Below are 18,061 nucleotides of genomic sequence, written 5' to 3' on the forward strand. Positions count from 1 at the left end.
GAAGCGTCCTCGAATGTCTCTGGGGTTCAGGCCGGCATGATGGAGAGGCGCCCCTGCGCCCGCTCCAGGCTCTGGGAGAGGAGGCGCATCAGGGCGTAGACGGTGCCGATATGCGGCGTCGGGGTGTCGGTGAGGCGCCCGAGTTCGATGATCGAGCCGACCAGGGCCTCGAGTTCGATGGGGCGCCCGGCCTCCACGTCCTGGAGCATCGAGGTCTTGTGCGCGCCGACCTTCTCGGCCCCCGCGATGCGCCGCTCGATGCCGAGCTTGAAGGTGACGCCGAGCTTGTTCGCGATGGTCTCGGCCTCCCGCATCATGTCGGCGGCGAGCGCCCGGGTCTCGGGGAACTGGCAGATGTCCACCAGGGTGGCGTGGCTGAGCGCCGAGATCGGGTTGAAGCTGAGGTTGCCCCAGAGCTTGAGCCAGATCTCCGCGCGGATGTCGCTGGTCACGGGGGCGCGAAAGCCCGCCTTGATCAGGGTCTGGGCCAGCGACTGCACGCGCGGCGACATGGAGCCGTCGAGTTCGCCCAGCCCGAATCGGTGGCCCTCCACCACCTGCACCACGCCGGGCTCGGTGAGCACGGCGGCCGGGTAGACCACCGAGCCGATGACGTGCTTCGGGTCGAGGTGCTTCGCGATGAGGCCACCCGGATCGGCGGTCTCCAGGTGCGTCCCCGTCAGGTCGCCGCCGTGGCCGCCCGAAAAGTACCACCACGGAATGCCGTTCTGCATCGTCACCACCATCGTGTCGGGTCCGATGAGGTGATGGAGGTCGGCCGCGACCGGGCCGACCTGATGGGCCTTCACGGTGAGGAGCACGATGTCGTGCCGGCCCGCCTCGGCCATGGACTTGGTGGCCTTGAGGTTGGTCACGTGGATCTCGGAGCCGTCCTCCTCGATCAGCCGCATGCCGTTGGCCTGGATGGCCTCCAGGTTGGCGCCCCGCGCGATGAAGGTGACGTCCTCGCCCGCATGGGCGAGGCGCACCCCGAGAAATCCTCCGATGGCGCCGGCGCCGACGATCGCGATGCTCATGTGGGTGTCCTCGAAAAACCTGTTCTGGTCACGTCCGCGTCTGGGGGTACGGGTGTCTCACGAGAACCCGTTCGACAACACGCCGATACCGTCGATCTCCACCTCGACCGTGGCGCCCTTGGGGATCGGCCCGGACCCCAGCGAGGTGCCGCAGGCGATGAGGTCGCCGGGCTCCAGGGTCATGTCCCGCGAGAGTTCGGCCACCAGCTCGGCGGGGCGGCGCATCATGTCGGACAGGGGATAGCGCTGGCGCTCCCGGCCGTTGACGCGCACCGCGACCTCCAGGGCCCAGGGGTCGATGTCCGTGGCGATCACCGGGCCGAAGGGGCCGAAGCCGTCATGGCCCTTGGAGCGGGTCCAGTGCATGAAGCTCGGATCGGCCCTCAGGGCCTCCAGCGCGGTCACGTCGTTCACGCAGGTATAGCCGAAGATGTGCGCGGCCGCCGCCTCCGGGGTCAGGTCGCGGCCGCGCTTCCCGATCACGATCCCGAGTTCGCCCTCGAACAGGAGGCGGCCGGCGCCCTCCGGCGCGGTGATCGTCTGCCCGCCGGCGAGGTAGCAGCTCGCCGGCTTGACGAAGTAGAGCGGCACCTCCGGCCGGGTCAGGCCCTGCTTCTCCGCCGAGGCGTGGAAGTTGTTCCACAGGGCGATGTACTTCGAGGGCCGGCACGGCAGGTCGAGGGTGACCTGCGCCAGCGGCAGGGTCGCGCCGGTCGGCACCGGATCCGCGAAGAGATCCCCTTCGTGGACCGCGATGGTTTCTCCGTCGAGGCGGCCGAAACCGCCCGCGCCGTCGTGGAGGTAGCGGATCCAGCGGGCCATCGCGCGTCAGCTCCGGGCGATGAAGCGGGCGCGCATCGGCTTCAGCACGAAGAGCGCGAGGAAACCGGCCAGGAAGGCCATGCCGGAGGCGACGTAGAACACCGTCTGCCAGGTGCCGGTCTTGGCCTGGATGGTCAGCAGGATCGGCAGCAGCAGGGCGGCCGTGCCCTTGGCGGTGTAGAGCAGGCCCGCATTAGCCGCCGCGTTCTTGTCGCCGTAGGTGTCGCTGCAGGTGGCGGGGAACAGCGAGTAGATCTCACCCCAGGCGAAGAACACGAGGCCGGTGAGCAGCACGAAGGCCATCGGGATGTGGGCGAACATGCCGAGCGCCAGGATGCCGGCGCCCTCGATCAGGAAGGCGATGACCATGGGGTTCTCGCGGCCGATCTTATCCGAGACCCAGCCGAAGAAGGGCCGCGTGACGCCGTTGAGGACCCGGTCGATGGTCAGCGCGAAGGTCAGCGCCGGCAGGGTCAGGCCCATCAGCGACACGGGCACGCCCGCCACCTGGAAGTCCTTGGCGATGGGGGCCAGCGAGGCCGCCGCCATCAGGCCGCCGGCCGCCATCATCACGAACATGAGGTAGAGCAGCCAGAAGACCGGCGTGCGCACCATCTCGGCGGTGGAATACTGGCGCCGGGTGACGGTGTTCACGGTCTGCGTCCGGCCGGCGAGCATGCGGTCCTTGAAGGCGGCGCTCGGCGAGACGAGGAGCAGGGCGGCCAGCATGACGATGAGGCCCTGGCCGAGGCCGAACACCAGGAAGGTGTGCTGATAGCCGGAATCGCGGATCATGTTGGCGATCGGGATCACGGTCAGGGCCGAGCCCGCGCCGAAGCCGGCGGCGGTGAGGCCGGCGGCGAAGCCGCGCCGGTCGGGGAACCACTTCAGGGCGTTGCCCACGCAGGTGCCGTAGACCGCGCCCGCGCCGATGCCGCTGATGGCGGCGGCGGCGTACAGCATCGTCAGGGTGTCGGCATAGGAATTCATCACCCAGCCGAGGGCGCACAGCGCACCGCCGAAGATGGTGACGAGGCGCGGGCCGTACTTGTCGACGAACCAGCCCTCGATCGGTACCAGCCAGGTTTCCATCACCACGAAGATCGTGAAGGCCCACTGGATGGCGGTGCGCTCCCAGCCGAACTTCTGCTGGATCGGATCGACGAACAGCGTCCAGCCGTATTGCAGGTTGGCGATCATCGACATGCACAGCACGCCCAGGATGAGCTGCCCCCAGCGGCCGAGCGGCGGCGAATCCACCCCGGCGGTCGCGATCGGGCGCGGGCCGGCTTCGGCGGGCGCAATGCGCGCAGTCATGGGCGTCTTCCTCGGCTCAACTCTTGTTTATGCCGATCGGTTTTATCGGCAATTATTTTGAATTCAAGGCGTGAGAACTCGGGGAAGCCTTTGAGTTTGCCGCAAAATTTTTGGGTTAAGCCGACAAAAAATTTGAGATGCTGGTCGTGATCCGGGAAACGGAGAAGATTTTCTTGCACCGCTCGCAAAGGATCTTTGCAACGCAACATACGGGCGGCGTTCCGGCTGCGTTCGTCACGCCCTCGTCATTCCGCAGAAATGTCGGGCGGGGAACAATCGTCGGGTTCCACCGTTCCGCTTGGCCGAAACCGACCGGTTGCATGCGGCGACCGGGATTTCGATGGATACCAGCTTCACGGAGCGTTTCTGATGAGCAGCACGACGGACAAGATCAAGGGTCTGGCCAACGAGGCCGTCGGCAACATCAAGCAGGGCATCGGTTCCGCCACCGGCAACGAGAAGCTGCAGGCCGAGGGCAAGGCCCAGGAACTGAAGGGCGAGGCCCAGAAGACCGTCGGCGACGCCAAGGACGGCATCAAGGGCGCGGCCCAGAGTGCGGCCGACGCCGTCAAGAAGATCTGAGCCAGTCATATCCTGCGCGCCGCGACCCCGAGGGGGCGATCGGCGCGCAACACGGATCGCCCGGCGCTCCGGCCCGGTCGGATTAGGACTTCAGAAAGATTAAGGACTTGCGACGATGAACAGGGACCAGATCGAGGGCGGCATCCGCAACATCCGGGGCCGCGGCCGCTCCGCCATCGGCGCCGTGACCGGGCGGGTCCGCCCGCAGGCCGAGGGCGCGTTCGACCAGGCGGCCGGTGCGGTCCAGTACGCCTATGGCCGTGCCCGCGACGCGGCAGACGACCTGCAGCGCGACGGCGCCCACCTCGTCGACGAGGCCCGTCACCGCGGCCGTGCCATCGCCGGGGACCTGCAGGAGCGGGGCCGCACCTACCAGGGCGAGGCCGTGCGCCGTGGCCGCGTCGTCGCCGCCCGCGCCGAGGAGAACAAGGGTACCACGCTGCTTCTGGTAGCGCTGGCCGCCTTCAGCGCCGGCTGGCTGATGCGCCGCGGTCGCTGAGCCCGGCGGACCCGTCGCCGGCCTCCCGCGGATTGTGGGGCCGGGGCGGATTCTGGGAACGCAGGTCCTTGGCGCGGTAGAGGGCCTCGTCCGCCCGCGCCAGCACGGTTTCCGGGGTTTCCTGGTCCGGCGCGTCCCCGCCATCGCGACAGGTCGCGACGCCGAGGCTCGCGGAGATGCAGAGCAGGCTCCCGTCAAGGTCGAACGGCTCCAGGAAACATTGCTCGATCGCCGTGACGACGCGCCGCCGGGCGTCCGTGCCGTCCACCTCAGCCACCACCACGAACTCGTCGCCGCCGAGGCGGAAGGTCCGTGCGGCCTGCGCGGCCGTCGCCCGGTCGAGGCGACGGGCCGCCTGGGCCAGCAGCGCGTCGCCGGCCTTGTGGCCGAGCGTGTCGTTGACGGTCTTGAACAGGTCGAAATCGAGCAGGATCACGAGGCATTCGGCGCCCGCTACCGGGGCGTCGAGCCACGCGATCAGCCGCTCGCGCAGGGCGAGACGGTTGCCGAGTTGCGTGAGGTCGTCGCGCCGGGCGAGGTCGTGCAGGCGCGCGTGCTCGGCATCCCGCGCCGTGACGTCCCGGTCGATGCCCCGGTAGCCGAGCAATGTGCCATCCTTCGCCAGCAGCGGGATGCCGCTCGTCTCCAGCACCACGATCCGCCCGTCCCGGTGGCGGTTCCGGTTGATCAGGCCCGCGAAGGCCCGCTTCTCGGCGGCGATGCCGCCGAAGATCGCCCCGATCCGCGCGGCCTCGTCGGGGGGCATGAAATCGAAGGGCGTGCGCCCCAGCATCTCGTGCGGCTCGTAGCCGAGCAGGGCCATCACGTGGCGGGAGGCGTAGGTGTAGCGCCCCTGGGCGTCGACCTCCCAGATCCAGTCGGAATTGGTGTCGAGCATCGCCTTGAGGCGCGCGATCTCCCGCAGCAGTTCGTCCGGGCTCGCGCCTTCGTCCGAATCCGGGGCCGCCGGGGAGGAGGCGCAGTGTTTCGCGGTTCTCATGGGCAGCGGGTAGGCACTCGCGGTCGATCCTGTCCCGAATGCACGATTAGGGATAAGGATCGGTATACGAAGCCGCCCGAGACCGGCCGCCGCGCGGGAGACATCACCGGAATGCCGATACGCCCCTGGGCCGAGCTGACGACGGAGGCGTTCCGGACCCGCGACATGGGGCGGACCATCGCGGTGCTGCCCGTGGCGGCCATCGAGCAGCACGGGCCGCACCTGCCGCTGGCCACCGACACGATCATCGCCGAGGGCTACCTCGCCCGCCTGGCACGGCTGCCGGCCGACGACCTCGACGTCCTGCTGCTGCCCGTCCAGGCCATCGGCAAATCCGACGAGCACGACGGCTTTCCCGGCACCCTGACCCTCTCCACCGAGACGGCCCTGCGGGCCTGGACCGGGATCGGCGCGGATGTGCGGCGGGCGGGCTGCGGCAAGCTCGTGATCATCACCGCGCACGGGGGCAACAGCGGGCTCATCGACCTCGTGGCGGGCGACCTGCGCGCCCTCGGGATGGTGGCGGTGACCACGGCCTGGAGCCGTTTCGGCTATCCGGAAGGGCTGTTCCCGGAGGACGAGATCCGCCACGGCATCCATGGCGGCGGCATCGAGACCGCCCTGATGCTGGCCCTGCGGCCCGACCTCGTGCGGGTGGAGGCTGTCGCGGACTTCACCCCCCGCACCCGGGCGATGGCGGAGCGCTTCACGCACCTGCGCGCCGGGCGGCCCGCCGCCTTCGCCTGGAAGGCGCAGGACCTCAACCCTTCGGGCGCGATCGGCGACGCCACCCTCGGCACGGCGGAGGCGGGGGCCGCCGCCCTCGATCACGGCGCCCGGGCTGTCCTGGAACTCCTGCGCGACGTCGACCGCTTCGACTTGGCCGGATGACGGGGATGCGCGGAGACGAATTTCCGTGCGCCGCGTAACCCCGCCGCGCCCCGGAGCGAAATCTACCGCGACGGGAGGGTCGCGCTCCCGGACCCGGAAAACCTTCCGGACCAGGAAGCCCGCATGGTGGCCCTCGCCCTTCCGGCCGGACCCGGCCTCACCGCTCGTTCCGCCGCCGGCCCCGCCCGGGAGAGCGGCGTGAGCCTCGATGCCGGCCTCGACGGCACCCTCGCGGCCGCCATGGCGGCGGCGCAGGCGGGCGACGGGGAGGCCTATCGCCGCCTGTTGCGGGCCTGCCTGCCGGTGGTGGCCGGGATGGCGCGGGCGCAGGGCGTGCGGCCGGATGCGGTGGACGACGTGGTGCAGGACGTGCTGCTGACGATCCACCGGGCGCGGGCGACCTACGACCCGGGCCGGCCCTTCCTGCCCTGGCTGCGCGCCATCACCCAGCGCCGGGCCATCGACGGGATGCGCCGGGCCGGGCGGCGGCCCCGCGAGGTGCACGATCCGATCGCCTACGAGGCGGAGGCCGATGGCGGTCCGGCCCCCGGCGCCGGCCTGGAGGCGCGCGACCGCGCCCGGGTGCTCGCCCGGGCCGTGGCCGCCCTGCCCGAGGGGCAGCGCCAAGCCGTGGAGCACTTGGCGCTCGGCGAACGCAGCCTCGACGAGGCGGCCGAACTGACCGGGCGCAGCAAGGGCGCCCTCAAGGTGAACCTGCACCGTGCCCTCAAGGCCCTGCGCCGCACCCTCGGGCGGGACGGACCGGAGGCGGATCGGGGAGCGGGAGACGGGGCGGATGCGCGGGGACGAGGAACACACGATGTCTGAGCGCGCGCGCCTCCGGCCCGATGATGATCGCGTGCATGACGATCTGGTGGAAGCCCTCGCGGGGGACCTGAGGCCGGTGCGGCGCCTGCCGTCGCCGGGCCTGCGGGCCCTGATCTGGTGCGCGGCGGCCCTGGGCGCGGGCCTGGCCCTGATGCCGTTCGCCGATCTCGAGGCCCTGCACCTGCGCATGGCGGTGCCGGATCTGCGCTACGCCGCCCTCGGCGCGCTGCTCACCGCCCTGACCGCCACCGTCGCGGCCTTCCAGACCAGCGTGCCGGGGCGCTCCCTCCGCTGGACCCTGCTGCCGGTCGCGCCGGCCGCCCTCTGGGTGAGCGCGAGCGGCCTCGGCTGCCTGCGCGGCGTAACGGTCCCGGGGGCCGCGCCGCCGGAGGCCGGTGGATGCTTCGCGTTCCTGCTCGGCGTCTCGCTCCCGCTCTCCCTCGCGCTCGTGTGGATGCTGCGCCGGGCCTGCCCCCTGCGCCCCAACCTCACGGCTGCCCTGGCCGGGCTCGCGGCGGCAGCGGCGGCGGCCGTCCTCCTTGTGCCCTTCCACCCGCACGACGCTACGGCGGCGGACCTCGCCCTGCACGGGGTCGCGGTTCTCCTCGTCATCGGGGTCAACGGCCTCGCGGGCGGGCGCCTGCTGACGCGGGGCAGCTGAAGGGAGCCGCCGCTCAGGCGATCGCCGCCGCTCAGGCGGCCCGGATCGCGTCCGCGACCTCGCCGGGATACTCCTCGTGCGGGCTGAGCGCCCCCGGCACGGAGGCCCGGGCGACCCGGCCGGTGGCGATCAGCGCGTCCATCTCGGCCCCGGAGCGGCGCGGGGCCCGCTCCGGCCGCAGGACCAGGACCGGCGGCAGGCCGGGGCCCTCGAACAGGTCGAGGAAGTCCCGGCGGCTCTCGAAGGGGTCGAGGCCACCGGTGACGAAGGCGGCCGTGCCGAAGCGCCCGCCGTTCTGGCGCGTGATGGCGTGCTTGTCGGCGATGATTCCGGGCGTGACGTGGTCGGGGTCGGCATAGACGTGGGCGCGCATCATCCGGCCGATGACGGGCCGGCTGATGTTGATGCGGTAGAGGGCGTCGCCCAGCAGCGGCAGCTCGACGGCCCGGCGCAAGGTGGTGAACAGGCCCTTGCGCTCCGGCCCCAGGGCGGTGGGCAGCGGCCCCCGCCAGGTCGGGGCGACGAGGACGAGGCGCGCGAAGGCCCGGGGATGGCGCCGCGCCGCCGCCACGAGGTAGCCGGCCGCGTGGCCGGCCCCCACCGCGAGGGCGTAGGGGCCGGGGGCCGCCGCCAGCAGGGCATCGAGGAAGGCGTGCATCGTCTCCGGGTTCAGGGGCACCCGGGCCCGGACATGGTCGCCGAAGCCCGGCCAGTCCGGCACGAGGCAGCGGTAGCTGTGCCCCAGATCCTTGGCCAGGGGCCGCATCTCGACGCGGGCCGAGATCGACGACAGGGCCGGCAGCAGCAGGGCGTCGGGACCGCTGCCGACGACGTCGTAGGGGGTCGGAACGCGGCGCCCGGCGAAGGTCAGCGCGAAGCTGCGGGTGGAATGGGCCGGGTCGATCATCGTACGCCTCTTCCTCGCATCCGGGACGATTCCACCGGCACCAGATGGGGCATGGCCGGCCGCGCCGGCACGCGACCGAGCGACGCCCCAAGAGGGGTTTCGCTCGGTATCGGATCAAGCGTTCTGGCGACGCCCGAAAAGGGGCTTCGCTCGATATCGGATCAAGCGTCCTGGCGACGCCCCAAAAGGGGCTTCGCTCGGCATCGGATCAAGCGTCCAGGGGACGTCCCGGGATCAGGTGCGCAGGAGCTCGTTGATGGCGGTCTTGGATCGGGTGCCGGCATCGACGCGCTTGACGATCACGGCGCAGTACAGGCCCGGGCCGGGGCTGCCGTCCGGCAGGTCCTTGCCCGGCGTGGTGCCGGAGACCACCACCGAATAGGGCGGTACGCGACCGTACATCACCTCGCCGGTGGTCCGGTCGATGATCTTGGTGGAGGCGCCGATGTAGACGCCCATGGAGAGCACGCTGCCCTCGCCGACGATCACGCCCTCGGCCACCTCGGCGCGGGCGCCGATGAAGCAGTTGTCCTCGATGATGACCGGGTTGGCCTGGAGCGGCTCGAGCACGCCCGCGATGCCGGCGCCGCCGGAGATGTGGCAGTTCTTGCCCACCTGGGCGCAGGAGCCGATGGTGACCCAGGTGTCGACCATGGTGCCCTCGCCCACATGGGCGCCGAGGTTGATGAAGGACGGCATCAGCACCGCGCCGGGTGCGATGTAGGAGCCGCGGCGCACGACGCAGCCGGGCACCGCCCGGAAGCCGGCCTCGCGAAAGTGCTTCTTCTTCCAGCCCTCGAACTTCGAGGGCACCTTGTCCCACCAGGTCGCGCCGTCGGGGCCGCCATGGATGATCTCCATGTCGTTGAGGCGGAAGGACAGCAGCACCGCCTTCTTGAGCCACTGGTTGACCTGCCAGTCGTCGCCGACCTTCTCGGCGACGCGGGCCTTGCCGGAATCGAGCAGGTCCAGGGCCTCGTCGACGGCCTCGCGCACGGCGCCCTTGGTGCCGGTGTCGATGCCGGCGCGCTCCTCCCAGGCGGTCTCGATGGTGGCGGCGAGGTCGGCGGGGGACGCGTGGTGCGGCATGGGGCTGGTTCCGGCAACGGGCTTGTGGGGATGCGGCCCGTGCTTACAAAAGCCCGTCCGGCCTGTCACCTTCGCGGGCATCGCGTCTCTCGGGGTCGGTGCGGGATTCCCGCGGATCGACAAAGGCCGGAGGACACTGGAAACTTCCGTCCGCCATCATGAGATCTCTTCCGTCGACCCATCATCCGAGGGCGTGGCAGCGAGGTGAACGATGAGAACGCAGCGCCCCAAGCGTCGCTTGCACAGTCCGGGGCACAACCCTAGCCTGAATGCGCAGCCGAGCTACATCTCCAATCGGCCGACATGGGCGAAACGCGTGTACGCAATCTGCTTCGACTTGGACACCGACACGCTTCAGCGACATTACCATAATGCGTCCTGGCAGAACGGGTATGCCGATATCGGCAAGGTTCTCCAGCGGCATGGCTTCAATCGACAGCAGGGCAGCGTCTATTTCGGTGACGAAACCGTCGATCCGGTGCGGTGCGTTCTCGCGATCCAGGATGTAACGAGAAGTTGCCCCTGGTTCAGCGCTGCTGTCACCGATGTTCGCATGCTTCGGATCGAGGAGAACAACGATCTGATGCCCGCACTGGGACTTCCCGAACCTCCGTTGGCGGAGCCGCCGCAGCCGGAAGCGGGGGGCGTTTGAGCGAAGCTCGAATCCGCCGCCCCGGTGGAATCGAACGGGACCATCCGTCGGATGCCGACGCTTCGGGTGCCGATATCGGGCGCTGCGCGTCCGCCCGGACGGCCGTCGTCACCCCGCCGTCATGGGCTTGGCGCTGGCATGGCCGCAGGCGTCGTAGCGGCGCTCGATGAGGAAGTAGTCCTTGCGCGCGGTGTTGAAGTACTTGGCCGAGACCGCGACCTCGCGCCTGGCCGGCTGCCCCTCGGCGGCGGCGCTGGGCACCCGCTCGATAGTGCAGCACGCGGTCTGATCGCCGAGATACTCGAGACGGTTGGCGTAGGCGCGCCCGCCATGGTCGCCGTTCCGGACGATGTCGCGGATCATGATGTCCACGTAGGCGTCGTCGGACAGGGTGGCGTTGGTCTCGTAGCAGATCAGCAGGCGGGTGGACTGGATATAGAGCAGGGCGCCGGCCCCCAGGACCGCCACGACGAGGAAGGCGATGCCCGCGCCCCGCGCGGCCCGCCCCCCTTTTTCGTCCTCGTCGCGCTCCCGCATCACGACCCGATCCCGACCCACTGATCTGTGCTCATGGGGATGAGCATGGGGGCAAGGCCGTGACAAATCCTTTCGAAGATCGCGGCAATCCGCGTGACCCGGGCCGCGTCCCCAGCATTCGGCCCCGTCAGGGCGCGATGGCGTCGAACCGGCCGCCCAGGCCGGCGAGGTCGGCGGCGAAGTCGGCCAGATCCTCGGTCAACTCGTCGTGGATCGCCCGGGCGGCATCGGGAAACTCCTCCAGCACCCGGCGCATCAGGGTCGGGGTGATGCGGACCACCTCCGCCGCGCTCGCCGCGTCGGCGTCGCACGGGCGCTCCCCGCGCTGGAACAGGGCGAGGCGCCCGATCAGGCTGGAGCGGCCGGCCGTGACGGGAATGGCGTGGGTGCCGCGCGGGGTGAGCGTGAGGGTGCCCGACATCACCACGAAGCCGCCATCGGCGCGCTCCCCGTGCGCGAACAGGCGGTCTCCGGCCGCGAGGGCGCGGCGCTCGGCGGCGAAGGAGAGCAGGCGCAGGGCATCCCGCCCCATGAACCCGAACAGGGGGGCGGCGCTCAGGATCGCGATGTCGTCGTCGAGCCCCACGTGTCGCCCTCACCCTGCCGGGACCCGGCCCCGCCGGACCCCGAGCGCTCAGCTTAGCCGAGGCCGGGGCGGAGGGCCATTCGGTCTCAGGGCAGCAGCTTGTAGCCGCCGCCCTCGGTGACGAGGATCGCGGCCAGCGCCGGGTTCGGCTCGATCTTCTGGCGCAGGCGGTAGATGTGGGTCTCGAGGGTGTGGGTGGTGACCTGGGCGTTGTAGCCCCAGACCTCGGCGAGCAGCGTGTCGCGGCCGACCACCTCGCGCCCCGCCCGATAGAGGAAGCGCAGGATCGCGGTCTCTTTCTCGGTGAGCTTCAGCTTCGAGCCGCGCTCGCCCACCAGTAGCTTGGCGCCCGGGCGGAAGATGTAGGGCCCGATCTGGAACACCGCGTCCTCGCTGGCCTCGTGGCTGCGCAGGTGCGCGCGGATGCGGGCCAGCAGCACCGCGAACTTGAACGGCTTGGTGACGTAGTCGTTGGCGCCCGCCTCCAGGCCCTCGACGGTGTCGTCCTCTGAATCCTGCGCCGTCAGCATGATCACGGGGCCGCGGTAGCCGCTCCTGCGCATGGCCCGCACGGCCTCGCGCCCATCCATGTCGGGCAAGCCGACATCCATCACCGCGAGGTCGATCCGGTCGTCCGTGACGCGATCGATTGCGCTCCGTCCGTCCACGGCGGTCAGCACCGTGAACTCATCGTACAGATCGAGCTGCTCCATCAGCGTCTCGCGCAGCGAGGCGTCGTCGTCGCAGATCAGCAGGCGATGGGTATTCGGCATCGACCGAAGGACTTTCAGGCAGCTTGCAGGATGCGCCGGCGGTCTCGGAAAGCCGCAGGCAGGCGGTGACGGAGGATCAACGGTTGCAACGAGAACCCAAGACACGATGATGACACGCGCGCATCGTCTTGCCTTACGTAAATCACGCCGTGCCCATTAAACCAATAATCCGGGCTGCGCACAATACGGTTGCGCGCAGCCTAACGGGTCGCAAACGGCGCAGCCCCACGAAAAGTTTCACGTCGAATACCGAATTGGCAGGTTCGGGCGCGCACGCGATAAGCGGCTCATGAAGAGAACCAGCCATTGCAAGCGGAACACTCCTCTCAAGCGGACCAGTCTTGCCGGCCTGCGCGTGCGCGCCCTCGTGACGGATCGGAGCCGGGGCCAGCTGATCGCCGGGGCGGCAATCATCCCCTGCGCCCTCGGGCGGAGCGGGATCACGCAGGCCAAGCGCGAGGGCGACGGCGCCTCGCCCCGGGGCACGTTCCGCCTGCGCGGCGGCGTCTACCGGCCCGACCACTTCGCGAGCCGGCCCGTCAGCCCCCTCCCCTTGCGTCCGAGCGCGCCCGGCGACGGCTGGTGCGACGATGCCCGGGACCGGCGCTACAACCGGCCGATCCGCCTGCCCGCCCCGGGGGTCGGGCACGAGCGGATGTGGCGCGAGGACGGGCTCTACGACCTCGTGGTCGACCTCGACTACAATCGCGGGCCGATCCGGCGGGGCCGCGGCTCGGCGATCTTCATGCACGTGGCGCGGGGCGACTTCCTGCCGACCGAGGGCTGCGTCGCCCTGCGCCGGGCCGACCTCGTCCGCCTGCTGCGCCGGGTCGGCCCGGGGACCCGCATGCGGATCGGCTGACCGGGTTCAGGCGGCGCGCGCCCGTAGGGCGGCGAGGCTCGCCGCCACCGCCGCGTCGAGGGGCGTGTGCGGCTCCGCGCCGAGGCGGGCGACGAGGCGGGCATTGTCCGGCTGGAGGGTCGCCGACCAGAGATGGCGCATCTCGATCACCTCGCGCAGGAAGGTGACGAAGGGCGCCCCGAGATAGACCGGCGCCCAGGCGAAGGGCCGGACCGGCGGCTGCCCGCCATCCGCCCGCGCCACCGCCTCCGCCATGGCGCGCCCGTGCAGGGCATGGCCCCGGAAGTTCAGGGACAGGTGGTGCGGCAGGGTCGCCGCGTCGTCGAGGAGGCGCGCGAAGGTCTCGGCGAGGTCGGGCAGGTAGGCCCAGGCATGCCCCGCCCCCGGAACTTCCGGCGTCACCACCCGCCGCAGGGGCCGGCCCTCCCGCATCAGCACGGTGGTGACCCAGGAACTCAGCGCGCGCGGGCCGAAGAAGTCGCCGGCGCGGACGATCAGGTGGGCCAGCCCGGCCGCGGCCTCCAGCATCGCCTCCATCTCGACGCGGACCGCACCCTTGCGGGTGCGGGGCCGGCGCGGTGCGTCCTCGCCGACCTCCGGCCCGGCCTCGGGGGCGTAGACGTAGAGGTTGCCCGGCAGGACGAGGCGCGCGCCGGCCCCCGACGCCGCCGTGATGGCGTGGGCCAGCATGGGGATCGCGAGGCCGCGCCAGTCGCGGTATCCGGGCGGGTTCACCCCGTGGAACAGGATGCGGGCGCCGCGTGCCGCCGCGACCATGTCGGCCTCCCGCATGGCGTCGCCCGCGACCCAGTCGACGCCATCCGGACCCGTCCGGCGCGCCCGGTCGGGGTCCCGCGCCAGGCCGCGCACCCGCCAGCCGTGCCGAAGCAGCGCCTCCGCCACCGCCCCGCCGATTCCCCCCGTCGCCCCGGTGACCAGGGCCAGCCTCTCCGACATCGCATCCGTCTCCTGCGCGTCCGCCTCTCGTTGCATCCACCTTTCGGGGAAGCGGACCGAGGGTGGCGTGCCGGCGGCTCATCGCCCATTGCCGAAAGGTGGCGGGTTGCCATACGAAACCGCATGGACGAGCCGGACTGGCACCTGTGGCGGGCGTTTCTCGGGGTGGTCCGCGCGGGCAGCCTGTCCGGGGCGGCGCGCGACCTGCACCTGACCCAGCCGACCCTCGGGCGCCAGATCGCCGCCCTGGAGCGCAGCCTCGGCCTGACCCTGTTCACCCGCGCCACCGACGGCCTGCGGCCCACCGACCGGGCCCTCGACCTCGTGCCCCAGGCCGAGGCGATGGCGGCCGCGGCGGCCGCGCTCCTGCGCCGGGCCTCCGGCGACGCCGACGCGATGCGAGGGCGCATCCGCCTCACCGCCAGCACGTTCCTCGGCGGCGCGGTGCTGCCCGACCTGCTCGCCGGGTTCCACGCGGCCCATCCGGGCGTCGATCTCGAACTCTCCCTCAGCGATCGCACCGAGGACCTGCTGCGCCGGGACGCGGACCTCGCCGTGCGCAACGTGGCCCCGACCCAGGGCGCCCTCGTCGCCCGGCGCATCGGCGCGGCCCCGGTCCGGTTCTACGCCCATCGCGCCTACGCCGCCCGGCGCGGCCTGCCCGCCACGGTGGCGGAGCTCGGGCGCCACAGCCTGATCGGCCGGGCGGTCCATGCGGCGCGAGTGCGGCCGACGCTCGGCCACGACCTGACTTTCGCCTTCTCCTGCGACGACGACCTCGGGCTCCTCGCCGCACTGCGCGCCGGCCTCGGCATCGGCTATTGCCAGGACGGCCTCGCCTGCCGCGACCCGAACCTCGTGCCGGTGTTGCCCGAAATCGTACTCGCCGAGATCGGCATCTGGCTGGTCATGCACGAGGACCTGCGCAGCACCCGCCGCATCCGCGCGCTGTTCGACCATCTCGCAGACGGATTGACGGGGTATCTCGGAGGATAGTTGCCGGCTTATCAAACGTGTAGCCGGCTTTCTGTTGTGTGGTGCCGTGGTCTCCGGCCCGGCTTTTCCCTATACGCGAGGGCTGCCTTCACCACTCCGTCATCCTGGGGCCGCGCAGCGGAACCCGGGGTCCAAACGCACAGGTGGTGCGAGGCCTTGCACCGTCGGCGGCTCTGGATTGCACGCCGCCGACGTCCGGAAGTACGGCGCGGGGGGAGAGGCTGCCCCCTCCCCTGCCCTCACTCAGCCCGCCACGTCGGCGGACGCCGCCGTCAGGGCCGTCATGTTGACGATGCCGCGGACGGTGGCGGTGGGGGTGAGGATGTGGACCGGGCGCGCCGCGCCGAGCAGGATCGGGCCGACGGAGACGCTCTGACCGGCCACCACCTTGAGGGCGTTGAAGGTGATGTTGGCCGCCTCCAGGTTCGGCATGACCAGGAGGTTGGTCTCGGCGGTGAGGGTCGAATTCGGCCGCAGGCGCTCGAGGATCGTGCGGCTCAGTGCCGTGTCGGCCGACATCTCCCCGTCGACCTCGAGATCCGGCGCCTGGGCGCGGATCAGGGCGAGGGCCTCCCGCATCTTGCGCGACACCGGATCGTCGACGCTGCCGAAATTCGAGGACGCCACCAGGGCCACGTGCGGCGTCTGCCCGAAGCGGCGCATCTCCGCGGCGGCCAGCACCGTCATGTCGGCGATCTCCGCTGCGCTCGGGTCGCGGTGGATGTAGGGATCGCAGATGAACAGCGTGTGCCGGGGCAGCTGAAGCAGGCCCATGGCGGCGAGGCCGTGCGCGCCCGGCTTCAGGCCGATCGCCCCGGTCACATCCGCGAGGTGGGCCGGATAGGTCCCGGTGGTGCCGCAGAGCATGCCGTCGACCTCGCCGGCGGCGAGGAGCCGGGCGGCCCGCACGGTGGCGCCGGCCTCGGGGCTGGTCTCGGCGACGTGCACGTCCGTGCCGATGCGGATGCGCAGGCCGAGGCTGGCGATCTTGCTCGCGATGGTCTCGGCCCGGCCGACGAGGACCGGGGTGGCGAGGCGCTCGTCCACCACCACCTGGGCGGCGCGGAGCACCCGGTCCTCCTCGCCCTCCGCGTAGGCGATCCGCTTGGCCCCGGCCTCGGAGGCGGCGGCGAAGACCGGCTGCATCACCGTGCCGGAGGTGTAGACCAGGCGCTCCAGGGAGCGGCGGTAGGTCTCGATGTCCTTGAACGGCCGGGCGGCGACGCCGCTGTCGATGGCGGCCTGGGCCACCGCCGGGGCGACGGTGGTGATCAGGCGCGGGTCGAAGGGCCGGGGGATCAGGTAGTCGGGCCCGAAGCGCAGGTCGTTGGCGCCGTAGGCCGCGGCCACCACGTCGGACTGCTCGGCATGGACGAGGTTTGCGATGGCGCGCACGGCGGCGAGCTTCATCGCCTCGTTGATCTCGGTGGCGCCGACGTCGAGGGCGCCCCGGAAGATGAAGGGGAAGCACAGGACGTTGTTGACCTGGTTCGGGTAGTCCGAGCGGCCGGTGGCGATGAGGCAGTCGGGCCGAACCTCCTTGGCCAGCGCCGGCAGGATCTCCGGGTCGGGGTTGGCGAGCGCCAGGATGATCGGCTTGTCGGCCATGCCGGCGACCATCTCGGGCTTGAGCACGCCGCCCTGGGAGACGCCGAGGAAGATGTCGGCGCCCGCGACGGCGTCGCCGAGGGTCTTGGCCTGCGTGTCCCGCGCATAGGCCCGCTTCTGCTCGTCGAGGCTGGCCATCCGGTCGGTGGAGACGACGCCGCGGGAATCGCAGACGAGGATGTTCTCGCGCTTCAGGCCGAGGCCCACCAGGATGTTGAGGCAGGCGATGGCCGCCGCACCCGCGCCCGAGCAGACCAGGGTGGCGGATTCGATCGGCTTGCCCACCACTTGCAGCGCGTTGATCAGGGCGGCGGCGGCCACGATGGCGGTGCCGTGCTGGTCGTCGTGGAAGACCGGGATCTTCATGCGCTCGCGCAGCTTCGTCTCGATGACGAAGCATTCGGGGGCCTTGATGTCCTCGAGGTTGATGCCGCCGAAGGTCGGCTCCAGCCGGGCGACGGTCTCGATGAATTTCTCCGGGTCGGTCTCGTCGACCTCGATGTCGAACACGTCGATGCCGGCGAACTTCTTGAACAGGCAGCCCTTGCCCTCCATCACCGGCTTGCCGGCGAGCGCGCCGATATTGCCGAGGCCGAGCACCGCCGTGCCGTTGGTGATGACGGCGACGAGGTTGCCGCGCGAGGTCAGGCTGTAGGCCTCGTCGGGCTCGTGCGCGATCGCCATGCAGGCGGCGGCCACACCCGGGGAATAGGCGAGCGCGAGGTCGCGCTGCGTGCTCATGTCCTTGGTCGGCTGCACCGAGATCTTACCCGGCGTCGGGAAGCGGTGGTAATCGAGGGCGGCCCGGGTTAGGGCGGCCTCGGTGCCGGCATCGGCGTTGGCGGCGGCGCCCGGGGCGCGCAGGTCCGTGTCTTTGCTCATGGGGTGATCCTTTCGGGGTTTTGGGTGACAGGCGCCGTCCGTCCCGCCGGGGGGGCGGGTCGGTTGGCATCCGGATGGGGGTGGCGGGCGGTTCGCGCGTCGGCGGATCAGGCTGGGTCGGCGGGTGGCGGTTCCGAGGCCGCGGCTTCCGGTTCGCCCGGCGGCGGCGGAACCGGATCGGGTCCGCCCTCGGCCGCCCGGCGCCCCTCGGCGAGGAGATCGAGGGTCTGGGCTCGGGCCAGGTCCCAGTCGCGCATCGCCCAATCCATCTGACGCCGCAGGAAATCCTGCTGGAGTTTCAGCATCGCCGGCAGGGTGCGCGCCTCCATCAGCCCCTGCACCAGGGTGAGGTTGGCGGCGAGCTGACGGTGGGTGTTGCGGGCCATCAGCCGGCGGGCGGCCAGGAGGTCCGCATCGACATCGGCCCGGGCCGACCGGCCCACCGTGGCGAGGCGGTCGAGATAATTCTCGATGGCCTCCGCGACGGCATCGCGGGCGGCCTCGGCGCGCCGGAGCGCCGGGTCGGATTCGGGCTCGTTCGATGACATCAGCGCGTCTCCCGAAGCCGGAGCCGG

At 71.2% G+C, this 18,061-nt stretch carries 20 protein-coding genes; 8 read left to right on the plus strand and 12 right to left on the minus strand.

All coding sequences use genetic code 11. The annotated features are described in order from the left end of the window. Nucleotides 1-26: 26 nt before the first annotated feature. Genes MKK58_RS15205 through oxlT form a run of 3 tightly spaced genes read right to left on the minus strand, consistent with a single transcriptional unit; the run spans nt 27 to nt 3,176 of the window. The gene (locus MKK58_RS15205; RefSeq protein ID WP_243912837.1) at nt 27-1,037 is read right to left on the minus strand and encodes a ketopantoate reductase family protein; all 1,011 of its coding nucleotides are present in this window, start codon (nt 1,035-1,037) and stop codon (nt 27-29) included. A gap of 57 nt (nt 1,038-1,094) precedes the next feature. Further along, nucleotides 1,095-1,859, minus strand: a complete 765-nt coding sequence (locus MKK58_RS15210; RefSeq protein ID WP_243912838.1) for a fumarylacetoacetate hydrolase family protein — start codon at nt 1,857-1,859, stop codon at nt 1,095-1,097. A gap of 6 nt (nt 1,860-1,865) precedes the next feature. Then, nucleotides 1,866-3,176: an oxalate/formate MFS antiporter gene (gene oxlT, locus MKK58_RS15215; protein ID WP_243912839.1), complete on the minus strand. Its 1,311-nt coding sequence runs from the start codon at nt 3,174-3,176 to the stop codon at nt 1,866-1,868. 369 nt (nt 3,177-3,545) lie between these two features. Between oxlT and MKK58_RS15220 the strand changes: the two genes are divergently transcribed. Then, nucleotides 3,546-3,758, plus strand: a complete 213-nt coding sequence (locus MKK58_RS15220) for a CsbD family protein (RefSeq protein ID WP_055946396.1) — start codon at nt 3,546-3,548, stop codon at nt 3,756-3,758. 115 nt (nt 3,759-3,873) lie between these two features. Next, a complete protein-coding gene (locus tag MKK58_RS15225) occupies nt 3,874-4,257 on the plus strand; it encodes a CsbD family protein (RefSeq protein WP_243912840.1) in 384 nt (127 codons plus the stop codon). On the opposite strand, the gene MKK58_RS15230 is transcribed toward MKK58_RS15225, so the two are convergent. Then, nucleotides 4,223-5,257: a sensor domain-containing diguanylate cyclase gene (locus MKK58_RS15230; protein ID WP_243912841.1), complete on the minus strand. Its 1,035-nt coding sequence runs from the start codon at nt 5,255-5,257 to the stop codon at nt 4,223-4,225. The genes MKK58_RS15225 and MKK58_RS15230 overlap by 35 nt on opposite strands. A 111-nt stretch (nt 5,258-5,368) precedes the next feature. Here MKK58_RS15230 and MKK58_RS15235 point away from each other — a divergent pair, with 111 nt between their 5' ends. The 3 genes from MKK58_RS15235 (at nt 5,369) to MKK58_RS15245 (ending at nt 7,637) form a co-directional block, all read left to right on the plus strand. After that, nucleotides 5,369-6,148, plus strand: a complete 780-nt coding sequence (locus MKK58_RS15235) for a creatininase family protein (RefSeq protein WP_243912842.1) — start codon at nt 5,369-5,371, stop codon at nt 6,146-6,148. Between the two features lie 240 nt (nt 6,149-6,388). After that, the gene (locus tag MKK58_RS15240) at nt 6,389-6,976 is read left to right on the plus strand and encodes a sigma-70 family RNA polymerase sigma factor (RefSeq protein ID WP_243912904.1); all 588 of its coding nucleotides are present in this window, start codon (nt 6,389-6,391) and stop codon (nt 6,974-6,976) included. After that, nucleotides 6,969-7,637, plus strand: coding sequence for an NrsF family protein (locus MKK58_RS15245; protein ID WP_243912843.1), 669 nt, complete (start codon nt 6,969-6,971; stop codon nt 7,635-7,637). The genes MKK58_RS15240 and MKK58_RS15245 overlap by 8 nt, the downstream gene beginning before the upstream one ends. A gap of 31 nt (nt 7,638-7,668) precedes the next feature. On the opposite strand, the gene MKK58_RS15250 is transcribed toward MKK58_RS15245, so the two are convergent. Continuing rightward, nucleotides 7,669-8,544 carry an alpha/beta fold hydrolase gene (locus MKK58_RS15250; protein ID WP_243912844.1) on the minus strand — a complete coding sequence of 292 codons (876 nt, stop codon included), beginning with the start codon at nt 8,542-8,544 and terminating at the stop codon, nt 7,669-7,671. 234 nt (nt 8,545-8,778) lie between these two features. Further along, on the minus strand, nt 8,779-9,633 hold the full coding sequence (gene dapD, locus MKK58_RS15255) for a 2,3,4,5-tetrahydropyridine-2,6-dicarboxylate N-succinyltransferase (protein ID WP_238278238.1): 855 nt from the start codon (nt 9,631-9,633) through the stop codon (nt 8,779-8,781). A 211-nt stretch (nt 9,634-9,844) separates the two neighbouring features. On the opposite strand from dapD, the gene MKK58_RS15260 reads away from it, so the two are divergent. Beyond that, nucleotides 9,845-10,285 carry a hypothetical protein gene (locus MKK58_RS15260; RefSeq protein ID WP_243912845.1) on the plus strand — a complete coding sequence of 147 codons (441 nt, stop codon included), beginning with the start codon at nt 9,845-9,847 and terminating at the stop codon, nt 10,283-10,285. Nucleotides 10,286-10,393: 108 nt separating this feature from the next. On the opposite strand, the gene MKK58_RS15265 is transcribed toward MKK58_RS15260, so the two are convergent. From MKK58_RS15265 to MKK58_RS15275, 3 genes are all read right to left on the minus strand, one after another. Then, nucleotides 10,394-10,822 (minus strand): hypothetical protein, encoded by a 429-nt coding sequence (locus MKK58_RS15265; RefSeq protein ID WP_243912846.1) that lies wholly within the window; start codon nt 10,820-10,822, stop codon nt 10,394-10,396. Nucleotides 10,823-10,949: 127 nt separating this feature from the next. Next, nucleotides 10,950-11,408 (minus strand): cyclic nucleotide-binding domain-containing protein, encoded by a 459-nt coding sequence (locus tag MKK58_RS15270; RefSeq protein WP_243912847.1) that lies wholly within the window; start codon nt 11,406-11,408, stop codon nt 10,950-10,952. Nucleotides 11,409-11,494: 86 nt separating this feature from the next. After that, nucleotides 11,495-12,181, minus strand: coding sequence for a response regulator transcription factor (locus MKK58_RS15275; protein WP_243912848.1), 687 nt, complete (start codon nt 12,179-12,181; stop codon nt 11,495-11,497). Nucleotides 12,182-12,470: 289 nt separating this feature from the next. Here MKK58_RS15275 and MKK58_RS15280 point away from each other — a divergent pair, with 289 nt between their 5' ends. Then, a complete protein-coding gene (locus MKK58_RS15280) occupies nt 12,471-13,043 on the plus strand; it encodes a L,D-transpeptidase (protein WP_243912849.1) in 573 nt (190 codons plus the stop codon). 6 nt (nt 13,044-13,049) lie between these two features. Here MKK58_RS15280 and MKK58_RS15285 read toward each other — a convergent pair whose 3' ends face one another. Further along, nucleotides 13,050-14,000 carry an NAD(P)H-binding protein gene (locus MKK58_RS15285; RefSeq protein ID WP_243912850.1) on the minus strand — a complete coding sequence of 317 codons (951 nt, stop codon included), beginning with the start codon at nt 13,998-14,000 and terminating at the stop codon, nt 13,050-13,052. A gap of 123 nt (nt 14,001-14,123) precedes the next feature. On the opposite strand from MKK58_RS15285, the gene MKK58_RS15290 reads away from it, so the two are divergent. Then, on the plus strand, nt 14,124-14,996 hold the full coding sequence (locus MKK58_RS15290; protein WP_243912851.1) for a LysR family transcriptional regulator: 873 nt from the start codon (nt 14,124-14,126) through the stop codon (nt 14,994-14,996). 243 nt (nt 14,997-15,239) lie between these two features. On the opposite strand, the gene MKK58_RS15295 is transcribed toward MKK58_RS15290, so the two are convergent. Both MKK58_RS15295 and MKK58_RS15300 read right to left on the minus strand, forming a co-directional pair. Further along, nucleotides 15,240-17,486, minus strand: coding sequence for an NADP-dependent malic enzyme (locus MKK58_RS15295; RefSeq protein ID WP_243912852.1), 2,247 nt, complete (start codon nt 17,484-17,486; stop codon nt 15,240-15,242). 107 nt (nt 17,487-17,593) lie between these two features. Continuing rightward, on the minus strand, nt 17,594-18,034 hold the full coding sequence (locus tag MKK58_RS15300; protein WP_243912853.1) for a hypothetical protein: 441 nt from the start codon (nt 18,032-18,034) through the stop codon (nt 17,594-17,596). Nucleotides 18,035-18,061 lie beyond the last annotated feature (27 nt).

The organism is Methylobacterium sp. J-078 (genome assembly GCF_022829285.1).
Classification (GTDB): domain Bacteria; phylum Pseudomonadota; class Alphaproteobacteria; order Rhizobiales; family Beijerinckiaceae; genus Methylobacterium.

Excerpts from the sequence above, each read along its gene's own strand:
- MKK58_RS15205 (WP_243912837.1), bottom strand. The coding sequence starts at position 1,037 with ATGAGCATCGCGATCGTCGGCGCCGGCGCCATCGGAGGATTTCTCGGG.
- MKK58_RS15210 (WP_243912838.1), bottom strand. The coding sequence starts at position 1,859 with ATGGCCCGCTGGATCCGCTACCTCCACGACGGCGCGGGCGGTTTCGGC.
- oxlT (WP_243912839.1), bottom strand. The coding sequence starts at position 3,176 with ATGACTGCGCGCATTGCGCCCGCCGAAGCCGGCCCGCGCCCGATCGCG.
- MKK58_RS15220 (WP_055946396.1), top strand. The coding sequence starts at position 3,546 with ATGAGCAGCACGACGGACAAGATCAAGGGTCTGGCCAACGAGGCCGTC.
- MKK58_RS15225 (WP_243912840.1), top strand. The coding sequence starts at position 3,874 with ATGAACAGGGACCAGATCGAGGGCGGCATCCGCAACATCCGGGGCCGC.
- MKK58_RS15230 (WP_243912841.1), bottom strand. The coding sequence starts at position 5,257 with ATGAGAACCGCGAAACACTGCGCCTCCTCCCCGGCGGCCCCGGATTCG.
- MKK58_RS15235 (WP_243912842.1), top strand. The coding sequence starts at position 5,369 with ATGCCGATACGCCCCTGGGCCGAGCTGACGACGGAGGCGTTCCGGACC.
- MKK58_RS15240 (WP_243912904.1), top strand. The coding sequence starts at position 6,389 with ATGGCGGCGGCGCAGGCGGGCGACGGGGAGGCCTATCGCCGCCTGTTG.
- MKK58_RS15245 (WP_243912843.1), top strand. The coding sequence starts at position 6,969 with ATGTCTGAGCGCGCGCGCCTCCGGCCCGATGATGATCGCGTGCATGAC.
- MKK58_RS15250 (WP_243912844.1), bottom strand. The coding sequence starts at position 8,544 with ATGATCGACCCGGCCCATTCCACCCGCAGCTTCGCGCTGACCTTCGCC.
- dapD (WP_238278238.1), bottom strand. The coding sequence starts at position 9,633 with ATGCCGCACCACGCGTCCCCCGCCGACCTCGCCGCCACCATCGAGACC.
- MKK58_RS15260 (WP_243912845.1), top strand. The coding sequence starts at position 9,845 with ATGAGAACGCAGCGCCCCAAGCGTCGCTTGCACAGTCCGGGGCACAAC.
- MKK58_RS15265 (WP_243912846.1), bottom strand. The coding sequence starts at position 10,822 with ATGCGGGAGCGCGACGAGGACGAAAAAGGGGGGCGGGCCGCGCGGGGC.
- MKK58_RS15275 (WP_243912848.1), bottom strand. The coding sequence starts at position 12,181 with ATGCCGAATACCCATCGCCTGCTGATCTGCGACGACGACGCCTCGCTG.
- MKK58_RS15280 (WP_243912849.1), top strand. The coding sequence starts at position 12,471 with ATGAAGAGAACCAGCCATTGCAAGCGGAACACTCCTCTCAAGCGGACC.
- MKK58_RS15285 (WP_243912850.1), bottom strand. The coding sequence starts at position 14,000 with ATGTCGGAGAGGCTGGCCCTGGTCACCGGGGCGACGGGGGGAATCGGC.
- MKK58_RS15290 (WP_243912851.1), top strand. The coding sequence starts at position 14,124 with ATGGACGAGCCGGACTGGCACCTGTGGCGGGCGTTTCTCGGGGTGGTC.
- MKK58_RS15295 (WP_243912852.1), bottom strand. The coding sequence starts at position 17,486 with ATGAGCAAAGACACGGACCTGCGCGCCCCGGGCGCCGCCGCCAACGCC.
- MKK58_RS15300 (WP_243912853.1), bottom strand. The coding sequence starts at position 18,034 with ATGTCATCGAACGAGCCCGAATCCGACCCGGCGCTCCGGCGCGCCGAG.